General features: G+C 62.4%; 12 protein-coding genes. 2 read left to right on the plus strand and 10 right to left on the minus strand.

Going from position 1 to position 17,142, the window contains the following annotated elements:
• Window positions 1-201 precede the first annotated feature (201 nt).
• Window positions 202-4,101, plus strand: coding sequence for a DUF4365 domain-containing protein (locus DFR29_RS07450; RefSeq protein WP_133817963.1), 3,900 nt, complete (start codon window positions 202-204; stop codon window positions 4,099-4,101).
• Window positions 4,102-4,336: 235 nt separating this feature from the next.
• Here DFR29_RS07450 and DFR29_RS07455 read toward each other — a convergent pair whose 3' ends face one another.
• Complete coding sequence (locus tag DFR29_RS07455) at window positions 4,337-4,684, minus strand: DUF3703 domain-containing protein (protein WP_133817964.1); 348 nt, start codon at window positions 4,682-4,684, stop codon at window positions 4,337-4,339.
• A 164-nt stretch (window positions 4,685-4,848) separates the two neighbouring features.
• On the opposite strand from DFR29_RS07455, the gene DFR29_RS07460 reads away from it, so the two are divergent.
• Window positions 4,849-5,775 carry a cation diffusion facilitator family transporter gene (locus tag DFR29_RS07460; RefSeq protein WP_133817965.1) on the plus strand — a complete coding sequence of 309 codons (927 nt, stop codon included), beginning with the start codon at window positions 4,849-4,851 and terminating at the stop codon, window positions 5,773-5,775.
• 620 nt (window positions 5,776-6,395) lie between these two features.
• On the opposite strand, the gene DFR29_RS07465 is transcribed toward DFR29_RS07460, so the two are convergent.
• The 9 genes from DFR29_RS07465 to DFR29_RS07505 form a co-directional block, all read right to left on the minus strand.
• A complete protein-coding gene (locus DFR29_RS07465; RefSeq protein WP_133817966.1) occupies window positions 6,396-6,788 on the minus strand; it encodes a hypothetical protein in 393 nt (130 codons plus the stop codon).
• A gap of 42 nt (window positions 6,789-6,830) precedes the next feature.
• Window positions 6,831-7,478, minus strand: a complete 648-nt coding sequence (locus tag DFR29_RS07470; protein ID WP_133817967.1) for a hypothetical protein — start codon at window positions 7,476-7,478, stop codon at window positions 6,831-6,833.
• Between the two features lie 75 nt (window positions 7,479-7,553).
• Window positions 7,554-8,234 carry a response regulator transcription factor gene (locus tag DFR29_RS07475; RefSeq protein WP_133817968.1) on the minus strand — a complete coding sequence of 227 codons (681 nt, stop codon included), beginning with the start codon at window positions 8,232-8,234 and terminating at the stop codon, window positions 7,554-7,556.
• Window positions 8,235-8,330: 96 nt separating this feature from the next.
• A complete protein-coding gene (locus tag DFR29_RS07480) occupies window positions 8,331-11,474 on the minus strand; it encodes an efflux RND transporter permease subunit (RefSeq protein WP_133817969.1) in 3,144 nt (1,047 codons plus the stop codon).
• Window positions 11,475-11,513: 39 nt separating this feature from the next.
• Window positions 11,514-12,533, minus strand: coding sequence for an efflux RND transporter periplasmic adaptor subunit (locus DFR29_RS07485; RefSeq protein WP_208113534.1), 1,020 nt, complete (start codon window positions 12,531-12,533; stop codon window positions 11,514-11,516).
• 23 nt (window positions 12,534-12,556) lie between these two features.
• Window positions 12,557-13,732 carry a TolC family protein gene (locus DFR29_RS07490; protein WP_208113535.1) on the minus strand — a complete coding sequence of 392 codons (1,176 nt, stop codon included), beginning with the start codon at window positions 13,730-13,732 and terminating at the stop codon, window positions 12,557-12,559.
• A 157-nt stretch (window positions 13,733-13,889) separates the two neighbouring features.
• On the minus strand, window positions 13,890-15,905 hold the full coding sequence (locus DFR29_RS07495; protein ID WP_133817971.1) for a heavy metal translocating P-type ATPase: 2,016 nt from the start codon (window positions 15,903-15,905) through the stop codon (window positions 13,890-13,892).
• 39 nt (window positions 15,906-15,944) lie between these two features.
• Entirely contained in the window at window positions 15,945-16,289 is a 345-nt protein-coding gene (locus DFR29_RS07500; RefSeq protein ID WP_133817972.1) for a P-II family nitrogen regulator, read from the minus strand.
• 178 nt (window positions 16,290-16,467) lie between these two features.
• Window positions 16,468-16,881, minus strand: coding sequence for a hypothetical protein (locus DFR29_RS07505; protein WP_133817973.1), 414 nt, complete (start codon window positions 16,879-16,881; stop codon window positions 16,468-16,470).
• Between the last annotated feature and the right edge of the window lie 261 nt (window positions 16,882-17,142).

Below are 17,142 nucleotides of genomic sequence, written 5' to 3' on the forward strand. Positions count from 1 at the left end.
AACGCGGCGGAAGCGACGGCAGTGCATGGTCACGATGGTAGGGGGCAGTGGGTGAAGGGGCAATGTGGCACGTCGGAGAGTCAAGCGATCGCGCACCGATTCGGCAAGCTTTTGGACCATGCAGTGCGCCACAAGACTGCGAAATGCAATGGTAGGCTGCATCCGAAGCTACACAATGTCGCCTAACAGCACGGTGAAGTCATGAAAGGGCCTGAACTCTCTCCTTCTCAGAAAATCGGAGGCCTTGGAAAACGCGTTTTTACTGGGAGTCATCCGGACTCTTGGCATCAAGAGGGAGAGCCGCAGCAAGGCGGAGACTTCGGATTCGACGTCTCGATGTGGCTGACAGGCCTTGGCGAAATCAGGGGTAGGTTCTCTGTCCAACTCAAATCGACTACGGACGCCAAGGTAAGAGGACAGAACGGCGACTCCTACTATTCAGTGGTACTCACCAAAGAAGCCTGCGAACTCTACTTCCAGGACGGACAGCCCGTGATGCTGGTACTTGTCGTTCTGGACGGCGAGAAAACCGACGGCGCAAAAATGTACTACGCGTGGATTACCGATCAAATTGCCCACAGACTGGGCGGGAAAACGGAGTTCAGCAATAGCGACCCGCAGGAAATGTCTTTCCATGTCCCTGTGGCCCAAGCCCTGACCAAAGGCCTTGACATTTCTGATTACTTGGACGCTTTCTGGACCCAGAATCGAATTGCCAATAACCTGAGAAACACCGACGCGATACCGGCGCTCAGGACGATCGCTGCACTCAGTCCGACAGCGATCACGAACCTCGGCGAACTTGTTCCGACCAACTTCAATCGCTGGCTGACCAATCAGGCCCTTGCTGGCGACGCATTGTGGGCGTCGCCCAAGAGTGATTCGCTAACCGCGAAGATCAAGCAAATATCCGACTACCTATCGCATGGCAACGCAGTGGCGGCCAGGCAGACAGCGAACGAAATCGGAGACCCAGACCAACTTGAGAATGATCCGAAGGCAGAGCTGCACTATCAGCTTGGCGTCCTCGCGCAGCTGGACAGTGATACGCCCCTCGCACTGGAGCATTTCCGAGCAGCAACACGGGCAAATCCCGATTCGGCGAAGTATTTCATTGCTGAAATCGAGGCTGAGCTCATTGTTAACGCAGAGAGTGCTTCACCCGTTTCCGACGACACCCTCAGCCGATCGAAGAGATTCAGTGACAACCAGGCCGTCAAGTTTCAACTCGTGAGGATCCATGCGCTTTCTGGAAATCGAGATGAAGCCGAACGGATTCTCACGCAGATGCAGGGTTTCGAACACCGCGAGGCGTGCGTGATGTTCCACTCCATCCAGCAGGACTGGACTACCGCCATAGCGATCGCGCAGGAAGGCATCGATTCGACGGCAAACAGCAAGCATCGCCGACTCCTCAACTTGCTGAAGGCCCGATGTCTACTCCACCTCGTCATGGGAGATCGGGACGGCGTGCAACACGGTGGACGCCCTGATCTTCAGATTGAGCACGTGGAGCAGTTACGAGACACCACGTTGGAAGCCCTGAGAGACGCAAGTCTGCATGGCTGGCCGGCCAATACCGAACTTCTGGTGGATTGCGCTTCTGTCGTATCTCTGACGACAGGCGTTGACTCTGAACTTTACAACCTGGTGAATGAGTTTGCTGACCGACGCCCCAGAAACCGAGCGCTTCGAGAAGCAGTTGCGAGGATTGCAACAACGCTCGGCTGGCGAGAAGCCGCAGCCGAATCCCTGCGAAAGCTGCCCGGCCGCACCATTGAGGACACCGCGAGGTTGATCATGGCGGCGGGAGAGGCGGGAAATTTCAAAGAAGCGGTGTCACTTGGCATAGAACACATCATCGACCAGCCTCATAGCAAGCTAGTCGACATGGCCGCCGTTGTGGCTACGATGTCCGCCTATGAACTCGGGTCGATTGCGGAGGAAAACAGGCTTCGTGCATATGTTGAAAACGGTAGCGATGCCGCAAAGGCGCTACTCAAGTTCCTCGAGCTGACGCGGAAGAATCCCGCCACCTTTGCAGAGCACCTGGACGAGCTATGGACGGCCGCCACAGCCGGTGCAGGGGACGAAGCGATTCAGGACAACCTGTTCCTTCACCTTCGTCCGACACGACGAAAAGACGTCGAAAGGATTCTCTCTCTCGGCAAGCTCATTCAGGGGCGTCGAAGACTGACGAAGATGGAGAGCGGGAAATACAGCGCCGCGCTTCTCAACGAGCAGAGAGATAAGGAGGTCGTTGATTTCACCGACCAGGCTTTGCGACTCTTTCCTGGAGACGAAAACCTAGCCCTGAGCAAGGCCATCGCCCTAGACAAACTAGGCCAGACTGCAGCTGCGGAAAGCCTGCTAAGTAGCTTCTCGGATTCCGACCGGCTGGACCTCCTGAAGCTGCGTTCTCAGCTTGTGCTGCGAACCGGAGACATCAAATCCGCCGTTTCGCTTATCCAGACAGCCCTGGGCAAGTCGAAGAACCCGAAAGACAGATTTCAGCTTCAGAGAAACCTGGCGATTCTGTATTCAAAGCTGGATCCCTCTCTCTATTTCGAAGCGGTCTGCAGGCTGGGCGAAATATCCGATCGTAACGAGGAGTCAGAGGAAGGAACTTATCTCGCCCAGTTTGCCCTGTCGTCGCTGGGCCTGGGAGAATCTGTTCAGACAAGCCGCATAAGCGAATATCACGAACGAATCGACGCTTTCACCAAGAAGTTTCCGCAGTCCTGGTTCTTCAGAGTCGGAAGCATTGGCGCCGAAGGCGGCTCCGGTGACGCGCTTGCCGCTATCAGGCAACTCGCCGACATCAGTGACGCCAAGGTGCTTTCTCAGAACAGACTACGGAAGCTCGGCGAGCGCGCTGGCTCCCTCATCCCACTAGTGCTGAGACCCGGTGGCATTGCACCATACTGCACAAATGTTGTCGATCTTCTCAGTGTCTGCTTCTACGGCAGGCACGACGGGCAATCGTCAAAGATACTTGTCGGTGCGCCAGAAATCGAGTCGCGCGATGTCAGCCGATCACCCGTCATCGACTTGGCCACGGTTGCTGTCTTTGTGCGCCTGAACCTGTTTGACAAGTTGTTTAGTCTTTGGGGCGCCATAGCCATCCCTAAAGTTTCGTTGGAGGCCATCAGTCAACTTGGTCTTGAGTATCTGCGATCCGGCGCCAATGAGCTGACGGACGCAATTCTCGTGTCGATTGGACGCAGGAAGTCGCAGATTCTTCAGCCCGGATCTTTCGACGAGGAAGCACAGAACTTCGCCGTCCGCGAAACCAGCGCCATCGTGGCCGAACTCGTCGCCGGCCGGCACGACTATCTGACAGCGGATGTCGCCGCATACGTTTACGTCGAAGGGATGGGGAATCTCGCAGGACGCTGCTACTCACTGTGGGACTTTCTCACGTATGCAGAGAAAGTCGGCGTATTGAGCAAAACCGACACCCGGCTGATTCGCCTACAGGTAGCCGCATGGAACTCAGATGGCGTGCCACTGACGCCAGAGGACGTTGCGGCAGCAGTAAACGGCTTCACTGACACAATGAATGATGAAGCAGACGATGCAGCCACAACACGAGTGGTTAGAAGATTTCTCGAAGGTTGCGATTCGGGTGCAGCCGTTCATCGAATCGGACTGACGCTGATTGAACTGATGGTGTCAAAGGACGAACGTCGTGAGGCAGCGGCGCGTTGGTTCGGTGCTTGCTGCTTCCGCGAGATTTTGTTGGCACAGTCGTCGAGGTTCCCTGCTGGTGCAGACACGCTGGCCGCGCACATTCTTGCAGTGATCGCTTTCTTGCTCAATCCCAGCGAAGCGGCTGACGTGCAAGCGATTTGTCGTACATTGAACTCGGTGAGACGGGGTTTCGGTGGGAATCCTGACGACGATCACTTTGTCCGACTGCTGGGCCTGCGGTCTGCCGAGTACCTCGACAAACTGTTCAAGAGCGGTGAGCTAGGTGACTCAGCTGAAGAAGCAAGGCGGCGAAGCCTTCTTTTCTCGTGCGTTACCGGAGGAACGCACGCATACGACTGTCTTACGCAAGCCTACTTCCAGAGGACTCAGGAATTGCAGAAGGCGTGAACTTGAAGGCTGCGTGGGCTTCAGAGCCTGTTGCTTCGAACTGGCAGCGAACGTTTTCCGTCCGGCATGGCCTCGAAGCAAAGTCAGCCTGAATCGGCTGCAGCGGTATACAGGCGATCATCAGCCGCCGGAGGCATTCACGCGCCCCGAGTCGCACCGAATTAACGCATCAGTAAGTCCAATGTAAATCGAAGCCGCGCAGGATGCGGGGGGATCCGATTTACGGAATTACCGATCAACGCCGATCGGCATCAAGAATCGCGCGGAGATCGTCCGGAATGACCATCGGCTGCGTGGCACTGACGTTAGCCCCACCCGTGTTTCCCTCGGGAATCCAGATGCAGGAGAAGGCCCCTGCCGCGACGATTCGGGTCAGCTGGCCGATTATTTCGCGGACCTCCCGCCGCTGCCACGCAATGCCCAGCATGCCGACATGACTGCGCACATGCAGCCATGTGTGGCGCTGACCAAGAATGTGCGCACGCTCAAGGTGCGCGAAAGCTTGATCCAGCTCTCCCGCCTTTCTAGCGATCTTCGCTGCCTGCCATTCGTTCGAAAAAGCCTGCGCGATGGTCTGGTTCATGGTCTGCTCCTGGCCGTGGCGGCAATGCGCTCGCAAGCACGGTGTCTGTTAGTCGATTTTCGCGGCCCATCTGTCAGACGGCAAGAGCGGGCGCAACAGTTGGCCATCTATCGCTGGCTGCGGCTGGAACGGCTGCAGAGCCTTGCTCAAGACACGGAGTGCAAATGAACACTGCGAGCAAAGACGACTCTGACGATCACGGAATTACGACCGCGCCCGAACGGTCGCTGCGCATCGCGCTCGTGCTGACAGGGACGTTCCTGATCGCAGAGGTCATCGGTGGCATCGTCACCAACAGCCTGGCGCTGCTGTCGGATGCCGCGCACATGTTCACTGATGTGGCTGCGTTGGCGATCGCGCTGCTTGCCATCCGCATCGGCAAGCGCGCGGCGGACCGGCGGCGAACGTTTGGTTATGCCCGCTTCGAAATCCTGGCCGCCGCCTTCAACGCCGTGCTGCTCTTCCTGGTCGCCCTCTACATCCTGTGGGAAGCCGTGGATCGCTTCCGCACACCAGCACCGGTCCAGTCAACGGCGATGATGGTGATCGCAGCGCTGGGCCTCATCGTCAACCTCATCTCGATGCGGCTGCTCCAGGCCGGCAGCGAGAAAAGCCTCAACGTCAAAGGCGCCTACCTTGAAGTGTGGAGCGACATGCTCGGCTCGGTCGGCGTGCTGGTGGCCGGCGCGGTGATCCAGTTCACCGGCTGGACGCTCATTGATCCGATCATCGCGGTGCTGATCGGTTTCTGGGTGTTGCCGAGAACCTGGGTGCTCCTGAAAGACAGCCTCAATGTGCTGCTGGAAGGTGTGCCGTCGGGGATGGCTCTGGAGAACATCGAAGCCGAAGTGCGGACCATCCCAGGCGTAGTTGCTGTCCACGATCTGCATGTCTGGGCAGTGTCGTCGGGTAAAGCTCTTCTGACCGCTCACGTCGTGCGTGACGGCACGACGGAGATTGCCGATTCCGCACTGCTGGCCACCGTGCGTGCGCGGCTCAAGGGACGCTTCGACGTGCATCACGCCACCTTGGAGCTGGAACGTGCGGCGCCGGGAGATACAACGACGGAGGAAACCTTTGACCACGCGTGAGCCGTCTTCGACCGTGCGGCTTAAGACACTAGAATCCGCACGTTGAGAACCACGCCTGTGGTCTTCGGGTTGGCCTTTGCACTGGAAAAAATCCTGCAGAGTTCCGTATTGCGGGACTGAGTTTGAGCATTGAGCCGGCTCGCCCTACGGGACAGACTACATCGGCCGACAAGGCGTAGTAGCCCGGGCGCGGGAAACGTAGCCAAATCACAATGCGACCGCCCGATGCAGCAAATGTCTCATCGTTGAACTCTTCCATGGTTCGCTCGACTGTTGCGACGCGTGTCCGCCGGTAGCCGGCTACCGCAGGACCGCATTCGATGGCGAGCGTCAGGCACAGTTCTTCGCTGCGGTGGAGTTCTATCAGGTTTGCGGCCCGCGACCCCACGCGTTCATCCCGCTCGATCGCCATGCTTTGCTTCCTTCGCTGAAACCATCGCTGCAGCTGCTTTTCGTTCAACACCGGGCGTCACTCCCCTTTCGCCCACGCTCCGCCATCGACGTGCGGCGCGGCATAGCTCCGCCTCATCTGCACCGTTTGCACGATGAAGAACTCAGTCTGCTGGCGGAGGGCATACGTGGGACTTACAAGCGCGTTAAGGGCGTCGATGCAGCGGTGCTCACACCACGTCGAGGATGAAAGCTGCAGCTGTCCCGATACCTTTGCTTGCGCCCTTGGCGCTCGCATAGCAGCGGTAGATTTCGACCGGCCCCATCGTCAGCTTGATCATGGAACCGGCGCGCGCACCGATGCAGACGACATCGGCCGCCAGGCAATGCTCACCGGTCCGATAGAACCGCAGCGGCACTGCCACGCGGCCACCGGCCTCCGCGAACTGCGCTGTGTCGAACTCCATGGTGCGCCGCTGCCCGCTTTCCGGACACGTCAAGCGGTAGCCCCCAAGTCCTTGGCCGCTTTCGACGGCGAAGATCAGGATCACGTGTTCGCTGCTCGACACTGTGAGGCGCGGCGCTGTTTTGGAACCCGTGCGTTCGATGCGAAAAATCGTCATCGCTCAACGCCACCCGGGATCGTCCTCGCACCAATCACCGCATTACCCCTCACTCTGGCCGGCCAAACCCAGCAACAACGCTGGCGTCAATCCGAACAACCGCAAAAATGTGGCCTGGCATTGGCGCATCGAAGTAAAGCCACTGCCGCGCACTGCGCTACTCAGTGTGGCGCCACGCCGGCAGGCGGCAGCGACATCGGCAGCGCGATCCCATTCGCGAAGCGCTTCTGCAGTCTCCTTCTCCGACGAAGCCGCTGATTCATCCCCACTGCTGCCTTGGTTCGGCAGCAGCGTTCGCACGACGCGCGCCACATCGTCGTCCCGTGCAAGGCTGTAGATCGCACGACGCCAATGACCCGCGCGTTCCCGCCCAATCGCATCGACGCTGTTGGTTCGTTGGGTAACGATGCGATGCGTGATCTCGAATCGCACATCCATGAAAATCACCTGTGCATACAGTCGGACCGGATCGACGGCCAGGTCCGCGTCGGGCGCGACGACAACCCCGGGAACGCGGCGGGGCGCGGCGGTATCCCCGCAGGACACACCAATCCAGCTGCACATCGCTACCGCGATGCGCGTCGACGCGCACGCTAGCGAAGGTGCAGGCCCCGCCCGCCCAACAAACCGCGCCCAACCCGGCCCGATCAGCAGATCACCACGCCAGGCTGTTTTCGCTGGCACGTTCATGGCCTACCCCCTAGGCGCGGACTGACGTCTCCGGCTGCGAGAACGTCGGCTGCGCCGTATTGCGGGCGTTCAAGACTACGCATGGGGATGGGTGCTCAGGCGGTAGCCCACGTTGGGCTGGTTGGCGACGAACACGTTGGCCTCGGCCGCACTGAGCTTGCGGCGCAAGCGGTGCAATGTGACATCCAGGCCGCCCTTGCCCACGTCGGAGCAATGCCCGTAGACCTGGTCGAACAAGCGCTGCCGGGTCACTAACTGGCCATGCGCCTCGGCCAGTAGCCGCAGCACATGGAACTCGCGCGCAGTGAGTGCGAGGCGACGGCCTGCCAGAGTTGCCGTCATGACGTCCACATCAATAACCAGCTCGCCCACCACATGGAGGCGTTGCGCCAGCTGCGGCGGACGACGCAGCAAGGCCCGCATGCGTGCCAGCAGCTCATCGGGCGCAAACGGCTTGGTGAGGCAATCGTCCGCGCCGGCCGCCAGCCCTTCGATGCGCTCGTGTACGGCATCACCGCCGGTGAGCACCAGGCACGGAATCGGATTGCCCGCACTGCGCCAGCGGCGAACCAGTGACAGGCCGTCGCCGTCGGGCAATCGACGGTCGAGGATCACGCCGCTGTAGTGCTGAAGGCTCAGTGCGTAACCACCTTGAGCGATCGTCGCGAACGCGTCGGTTTGGAACTGCGCGCGCGCCAAGGTCTCTTCCACGAGGTGGGCGAGCCGCGCGTCATCTTGGACAAGCAGGATCCGCATGCCATTAACCGAGTGAGTCTGAAGGGGCGTCCGCAGCGCGGACGGGCCAAAGGCGGGGCTGCAGTCGCGACCCGATGGCCGCGACTGCAACGGATGTCAGGCGTGCGCCGGCGCGTCGTCGCTCTGCGGCTCGCGCCGCGCTTCGCGGCGGTGCGCGATGCGGAACAGGCCAGGCAGCACCAGCAGCGTCAGCAAGGTCGAGGAGACGATGCCGCCGATGACGACGGTGGCCAGCGGCCGCTGCACTTCGGCACCGGTGCCCGTATTGAGCGCCATCGGCACGAAACCCAGTGACGCCACCAGTGCGGTCATCAACACGGGTCGCAATCGCGTTAGCGCACCCTCAACGATCGCATCGTCCAGTCCCCTGCCTGCCTGCATCAGGCTGCGGATGAAGCTGACCATGACGAGGCCGTTAAGCACGGCCACACCCGATAGCGCGATGAAGCCGACACCGGCCGAGATGGACAGGGGGATGTCGCGCAGCCATAGCGCCAACACGCCACCGGTGAGCGCCAGCGGCACACCGCTGAAGATGACCAGGGCATCGCGCACTGATCCGAAGGCCAGCACCAACAACCCGAGGATGAGGATCAGCGTGACCGGCACCACGATCATCAGGCGCTGACTGGCCGACTGGAGCTGCTCGAAGGTACCGCCGTAGCCGAGCCAAACGCCGGTGGGCAGCTTCACCTGGCTGCGGATCACCTGCTGCGCTTCGGCGACGAAACCGCCCAGGTCACGTCCGCGCACGTTGGCCGTGACCACCAGGCGGCGCTTGCCGTTCTCGCGGCTGACCTGGTTGGGGCCGGGCGCGATCTGCAGATCCGCCACCTCAGCCAGCGGCACATAGCCACCGGCAGGCACAGGGACCGGGAGCCGCTCCAGCACGCGCAGGTCTTCGCGGCTGGCTTCGTTCAGGCGCATCTGGATGGCGTAGCGCGCATCGCCTTCGAACACCTGGCCGACCTCTCGCCCGCCGATGGCCGTGGCCACCACGGACTGCACATCGGCCAGTGCGATGCCCAGCCGTGCCAGGACTTCGCGCTTGGGCTCCACCGACAGCACCGGCAAGCCGGTGGCCTGTTCGACGCGCAGGTCAGCACTGCCAGGCACGTTCTTCAGCACCGCAGCGATGGCATTACCGGTCGCCAGCAGTTGCTCCAGGTCGTCGCCGTAGACCTTGATGGCGAAATCCGAGCGCACGCCGGAGATCAGCTCGTTGAAGCGCAGCTGGATGGGCTGACTCATCTCGTAGGCATTGCCGGGCAGCTGTTCCAGTGCCTCTTGGATCTCCACCGTCAGCTCGGCCTTGGTCTTGTTTGGATCGGGCCATTGGTCATGCGGTTTGAGCATGACGTAGCCGTCCGAAATGTTCGGCGGCATCGCGTCCGTGGCGACTTCCGCCGTGCCGGTGCGTGCAAACGTCGTCAGCACTTCCGGGAATGCCATCAGGCGCTGTTCGATCTGTTTCTGGAACTCGACCGACTGGGTAAGGCCCGTGGCCGGAATGCGCAGCGCCTGCACCGCCAGATCGCCTTCATTGAGGTTGGGCACGAACTCGGTGCCCATGCGCGAGGCCAGTAAGCCGCAGACCACCACCAGCGCCATTGCACCGGCGGCGAAGATCCAGCGGGCGCGCAGGGCCACCGCCAGCAACGGTTCGTAGGCGCGGCGGATGACGCGCAGGAAGACACTCTCGTGCTCCTTGACCGGGCCACGGAACAGCAGGGCCACACCTGCAGGAATCAGCGTCATCGACAGGAACAGCGCGGCGACCAACGCCATCACCACGGTCTGCGCCATCGGGTGGAACATTTTCCCTTCCACGCCTTGCAGCGCGAAGATGGGCAGGTAGACCGCTGTGATGATGCCGATACCGAACAGGCTGGGGCGGATGACCTCGGCGGTGGCCTCGTAGACCAGCTGCAGGCGGTCGGACAGCGACATTTCCCCTTCGTCGCGGCTGGCCTCCGACAATCGGCGCAGGCAGTTCTCGACGATGATGACCGCGCCATCGACGATGAGGCCAAAATCGAGCGCGCCCAGACTCATGAGGTTGGCCGACACGCCGGTTTCCACCATGCCGGAGATCGTCATCAGCATGGCGATCGGGATGACCAGTGCGGTAAGCAATGCCGCGCGCAGGTTGCCCAGCAGCAGAAACAGGACCACGACGACCAGCAACGCGCCCTCGACGAGGTTCTTCTGCACCGTCGCCATCGCCTTGTCCACGAGCACGGTGCGGTCGTAGACCGGCACCGCCTTGACGCCCTCGGGCAGGCTGTCGTTGACGATGTCGAGCTGTCTGGATACGGCCTGCGACACCGTGCGGCTGTTGGCACCGATGAGCATGATGGCGGTGCCCAGCACGGTCTCGTGGCCATCGCGCGTAGCCGCACCGGTGCGCAGCTCCTTGCCGATGCCGACCTCACCGATGGTGCCCACCGTGATGGGCACGCCGTCGCGCGTAGCGACCACGATCCTCATGAGATCGTCGGCCGTGCGCACCTGACCCGGCACACGCACCAGCAGTTGTTCCTTGTTGCGCTCGATGTAGCCCGCGCCCTGGTTAGCGTTGTTGCGCTCAATGGCTTCGGCCACTTGGTCGAAGGTAAGGCCGTAAGCGAGTAGCCGCGCCGGATCAGGCATGACGTGATACTGCTTAGCCCAGCCACCGATGCTGTTGATCTCAGTGACGCCCGGCACCTGCAGCAGCTGCGGGCGGATCACCCAGTCCTGCAGGCTGCGCAACGCGATCGGATCCCAGGCTTTGCCGTCGGGCTGGCGTGCCGAGGCGTCGGCTTCGACCGTGTAGAGGAAGATTTCGCCCAGGCCGGTGGCAATCGGACCCATTGCGGGTTCAATGCCTTCAGGCAAGCGGCTGCGCGCCTGCTGCAAGCGTTCGTTGACGAGGTTGCGCGCAAAGTAGATGTCGGTGCCGTCGTCGAACACGACGGTGACCTGCGACAGGCCGTAGCGCGACAGCGAGCGGCGGTAGCTCAGGTGCGGCAGGCCGGTGATGGCCGTCTCGATCGGCACCGTGATGCGCTGCTCGACCTCGAGCGGGGTGTAGCCGTCGGCTTGCGTGTTGATCTGCACCTGGACGTTGGTGATGTCGGGCACCGCGTCGATGGGCAGCTTGCCGTAGTGGTAGACGCCCAGGGCGATGAAGCCCAGCATCAGCACCAGGACCAGTCCGCGCCGCGCGATGGACATACGGAGGATGGCGTCGATCATGAGCGCGGCATCCTTTGGGGCAGTTCACACCAAATCGGGTCAGTGGCCATGTTCTGCGCCCCCCTTGCCCTGCTCGGCCTTCAGCACAAAGCTGCCTTCGCCGACAACCGCATCGCCAGCTGAAATGCCTTCGATAATTTCAACAAAGCGGCCATCGTTGCGGCCGGTCTTTACGGGTCTGGGTTCCAGGCCATCGGCATCGTCCACGAATACGGACAGGCCGCCCTCATCAAGTTCCTGCAGCGCGGCGACGGGCACGGCCAACGGCACGTCGGTCTTGCCCACCGCGACTTCGGCGCGCACGTAGAGTCCCGGCGCCCACTGGCCTTCCAGGTTGTCCAGCAGCACGCGCGCGGTGATGGTTTGCGTTGCCCCGGTGCCCAGCGGCGAGACGAAGACGATCTTGCCGTCACCACTCAGGCCGCCGTCGGTGGCCTGCACGCGCACGTCCTGGCCCAGCTTCACGCGGGCGCGGTCGCGCGGAAACAACGACAGCTCCACCCACACCGTGCTGAGGTCGGCCACGGTGAACAGCGGTGCAGCCTCGGCCTGCTCGCCGGGATTCGTGAGCCGCTCGGTGACGACACCGGCCAGAGGGCTGGTGGTGGTATAGACCTGCAGGCTTTCGTTGCTTTCCACCGAGGCCAGAGCCTGGCCCTGCCGCACACTGTCGCCTACCTTCACGGCAACGCTGCGCACCACGCCCGGGAAGCGGGCGGTCACGCTGCGCATGCGCTCCGCATTGGGCTTGACCACACCGTAAAGCGGCACACTTTCAACCAAGGTCGCCGGTCCCGCCGGTGCGACAGTGAGGTTGGCCGCTTTGCGGGCTTCCGGCGTGAGCTTGATGGCTTCGGCGTGGCCGCCTTCACCGTGCTCGCCCGACTCGCCGCTTTCGTGGCGATCGCCTTCACTGTGCCCTTCGGTTTCCGCGTGGGCTTCGCCCTTGTCGTGCCCCTTGGCATCATCGTGCGCGTGGCCTTTTTCGTCAGTGTGCGCCGCCGGCGGGGCTTTCTCGGAACTCCCGCAGGCCGCCAGACTCAACGCGAGCAGCAGCACGGGGATGGAACGCAGCAGTGACTTCATGGGAGGGTCCTTGAGGTGCTCAGACCGGTGCCCGTCAGGCGCTCGATCTCGATCAGGGTGAGGTGGTATTGGGTGGCCGAGGCGATGAGGTCACGCTTGACGGCCAGCAGCTCACGCTGCGCATCGACGAACTCGAGGTAGCCGTAGCGGCCGCGCTCGTAGGCGTATTCGGTATTTTTCAGGGCCGATTCGGCACTGGGGAGCGCGCGCGCGGACAGGGCTTCGACTTCGCGGCGGCGATCCAGCAGCTCCTGGTAGTAGCCGAACAACCCAGTGCGCGCCCTCACCAGCGCGGCACTGCGATTCGCTTCGGCGCCCGAGCGCCGCGCTTCGGCTTCGGCGATCACGCCCTGGTTGCGGTTGTAGACGGCCAGTGGCATGCCGACGGAAAACATCAGTGCGGTGTCGCCGCTGGCCTGCAGACGGCGCAGGCCCACGCCGACCTCGATGCCTGGGCGGCGATTGGCGATGGCTAGCGTGATCTCCGAATCGCGCAGACGCGCTTCGCTCAGATAGCGCGTGAAATCCGGTGTGTTCTCGAGGTCTGCCAGTAACGAGGGATATTCACCGATGGTGGGCAGCGCGTAGAGATCGGCGGAAATGGTCTCGAAATCCGGCTCCGTCGCGCCCCACGACGCTGCGAGTTCATAGCGCGCCGTCTTCAGTTCGTGCTCGGCGTGGGCGTCATCGTTGCGGGCACGCTCCAGGGCTACGACGGCGCGCTCCTGTTCGGCCAGCGGCGACTTCGCCGCCTTGACGCGGCGATCCACCGCTGCCGAGGTGCGCTCGGCCAGCTCCACCGCCTGATGTGTCAAGGCGTGCTGTTCTTGCTGGCTGACTACGGCGACGAAGCGGCGCGCGGTTTCAGCAACCACATCCAGGCGCCGCACGTGGCCCTCAATCTCCAGCACTTCACGTTCGCCACGGCTTACCGCAACACGCCTGTCGCGCAACCCACCCAGTTCGATCAGCTGGCTCAGCGACAGACTCAGCTCGGCCGACTTGAACGAACGCACTTCGCCCGTGCCCAGCACGTTTTCCAACGACGCGGATAGCGTCGGATTCGGCTTCAGGCCCGACTGCGTGATGCGGCCGTCTTGCGCTTTCAGGACGTATTGGTAGGCGGACAGATCTGGGTTGGACTTGAGCGTGCGCTCCAGCGCATCGCGCAAGGTCAGGCCCGATTCCTGGGCCAGAGCGGGTGTGACGGCGGCCAACGACAAGGCCACGACGGCGACAAACCGTCGCAAGGCAATTCGGGAAAACATGACGACTCCACGGCAAGGTTGAAAAGGGGTAACGGACTGCGCCTGGCGCAGCCCGGTGAACTCATGAGGGGGCGCGTTCGCGGAAGGCGAGCAAGCGCAGGGCGTTGGCGACAACCAGCAACGTCGAGCCTTCGTGGAACAGCACGGCGACGCCCATCGACATGCCGAAAATCGTCGCGGGAATGAGGAAAGCGACCATGCCGAGGCTAGCCCAGAGGTTCTGCCGGATGATCCAGCGCGACTGGCGGCTCAGGCCGATGACGAACGGCAGGTGTTCGAGCCGGTCGGCCATCAGGGCTACGTCGGCGGTTTCCAGCGCCACATCCGAACCGGCAGCGCCCATGGCGATGCCCACCGATGCAGCAGCCAGCGCCGGTGCGTCATTGACGCCATCGCCGACCATCGCCACTTCGCCTGAGGCACGCAGCTTCTGGATCTCGGCAACCTTGTCTTCGGGCATCAGGTCGCCCACTGCGCGCTCCAGGCCGACACTGGCCGCGACGGCATCGGCCACGCGCTGGTTGTCGCCTGACAGCATCACCATGCTCGTCATGCCCAGTGCGCGCAGCCGCTCGATGGCGTCGCGTGCAGCCGCACGCGGCGTGTCCATCAAGCCGATGGCCCCCAGGTAGCGGTCACCGTGGCGCAGCGCGAAGACGGTGCGGCCTTCGCCCTCCAGGGCCTCGATGCGGGCAGCCAGCGACACCGGAAGGCCTGGACCTTCTATTTCGCTGAAAAGTACCTTCTTGCCCAAGTGAACCGTCTTGCCCTCCACTTCGGCCTGCAGGCCGCGACCGGTGAGGCTTTCCAGACTGGTGGCGGTCGGAATCGGTGTCTCTGGCAAGCGCTGCATGCCATCACGCACCACCGCAGCCGCCAGTGGGTGGTCGCTGAGGCGCTCTACGGCTACTGCGATGCGCAGCAGTTCACGCTCGCTGCTGCCTTCGGCTGCCACCACATCGGTGACCTGGGGTTTGCCTTCGGTCAGCGTGCCGGTCTTGTCGAACGCGAGCGCATGCAACACACCAAGGCGTTCCAGAGGGCCGCCGCCTTTGATCAGCACGCCGCCGCGCGCGGCGCGCGCTACACCGCTGAGCACCGCACTGGGTGTAGAAATGGCCAGCGCACACGGGCTGGCTGCCACCAGCACTGCCATGGCGCGGTAGAACGACGCGCTGAACGGTTCGTCGATAACGACCCAGGCAAACATCAGCAGCACCGCTAGGCCGAGCACGGCGGGCACGAAGTAGCGCTGGAAGCGATCAGTGAAGAGCTGCGTCGGCGACTTCTGCGCCTGCGCTGAACGCACCAGCTCCACCACGCGAGCCAGCGTGCTCTGATCGCTGCGCCGCGTCGTCTCGACTTCGATGACGCGCTCACGGTTGATCGTGCCGGCGAATACCCGGTGCTCTGCGGAAAGGGCATCGCCGCTGCGCCGAGCGTCCTCGCGGCTGGCCACCGGCTGCTTGTCCACCGGCACACTTTCACCAGTTATCGCCGACTGGTCGATGCTGCTCTCACCGAGAATCACGAAGCCGTCGACGGCAATGCGCTCGTCTGGCTTGACCACAACGATATCGCCGACCTGGATTTCCTCTACCGGCGATTCGAACAGCTGCGAACCCCTCCGCACCAGCGCCTTTTCCGGGCGCAGCTCGCCAAGCGCCTCGATGGCGCGGCGTGCGCGGCCCATGGCGTAGCTCTCGAGCGCGTGGCCCAGCGAAAACAGGAACAGCAGCAGTGCACCCTCGGCCCACTGGCCCAGCACCGCCGCGCCGGCCGCCGCCACCAGCATCAAGGCATCGATCTGCAGCTTCCGGGCGCGCAGGTTTTCCCAGGCTTCCCGGACGGCGAAAAATCCACCAGAGATGTAGGCGCCGACGAAGAGCAACCAGGCAACGCGGCCGCCCTCGCCGGTGAACTGGTCGACCAACCAGCCCGCGAGCAGCAAGACTCCGGCCAGCACCGAAGCCACGAGTTCGGCGTAGTTCGCCGAGCCGTGCGCGTGCCCGTGATCGTGACCGTCGTCGGCGTGGTGTTCGGCCGTTTTGGACGGCGCGGAAGAATCAGCGGACATGGAAATTCCTTGCGACAGAAATGCAGAAAAGGGCTGGATTTACGGGACGTGCGCGATCGGCGGTGGTTCACCGGGCACAGTTGCGCGCAGCACATCGACGGGCAGGACATACACACTGCCGTTGCCGAGGTTGCGGCCGTGCACAACGCGATGGATGGCATTGACGACGGCGGAAAGCTCAGCGTCTTCGCAGAGAATTTCCAGCTTGGCGTCGGCAACGCTGGCACCGCCGAGTTGCGGCAGATGAAACCGCTCGTCGCCAACGACGGGCCACAGGGCTGCTCGGATTTCCACCACGCTGACATCGCGCAGCCGCAACGAACGCACTGCATCGACCACCGCCGCGACGCTGTCGCGGGCGATGTAGGCAAAAATGGCCTTCATGAAGAGATTTCTCCGGCGGTCCCGGTGCGAAGCACGCAAGACCGCTGACACAACGCAGGGTGTCGGTCGGATGAACCACGGAAAGCACGCTGCAGGGCGCTCGCTCAGGAAGAGCGTGGCGTCAATGCACGATTGCGGTCACCCGGTCAGGCCAGGCACAAGCCCGGCGAAGGAGAAATCAGGCGATGGGGGGACGCAGATGATCGTCGCGCGGGGCCACACGGACGGCAGCGGGCGCAACAGTGAAGCGGAAAGAAGAAGCAGCCACCGTAGGCAAATCCAACGACTGCAGCTGGAGCGGCGTCACGTGGACGCAAGCGCAGTGGCAACCGCCTGCACCCGCATGCCAGCAGCTTTCGGAAGCAGCCTCGGCAACACTGGTGGCCTTGCCCGCTATCGTAGTCTGAGGCTCATCGGCTGCTGTGCCTGCATCCGGCACGGATGCGACGATGGCCGGCAGAACCACAAGCGAGTCGGCCGCGCATGCTGCAGCGAAGCCCGTTTTCATCACCATCAGGCCAACGAACAGCAGTGCCACGACGCGCAGGTGGCGTCGCAGACGACTGAGCACGGTGGATGACAGGGTGGGCATGTTTGAACTGTAGCCTGCGAATACGCCGTTAGACAATCACAAAATGTGTAAGCGAATGAAGTCGTTATGTTGTTGCGTTTGATGCGGCGTTCTCGTGCGCGTGCGTTCACACATACCAACTTACATCGAACTTACAAGTCGACTTAACGATTTGGCACACAAACCCAGACGCGTGCGCAACTACTGATCGGCTGGCGCAGGTGTGCCGAAGTTTGGATCTGTCTTTGAAGGCCCATCTTTCACCGCATCACGATTGCCGTA

This window comes from Tahibacter aquaticus (genome assembly GCF_004363655.1).
Lineage (GTDB): Bacteria > Pseudomonadota > Gammaproteobacteria > Xanthomonadales > Rhodanobacteraceae > Tahibacter > Tahibacter aquaticus.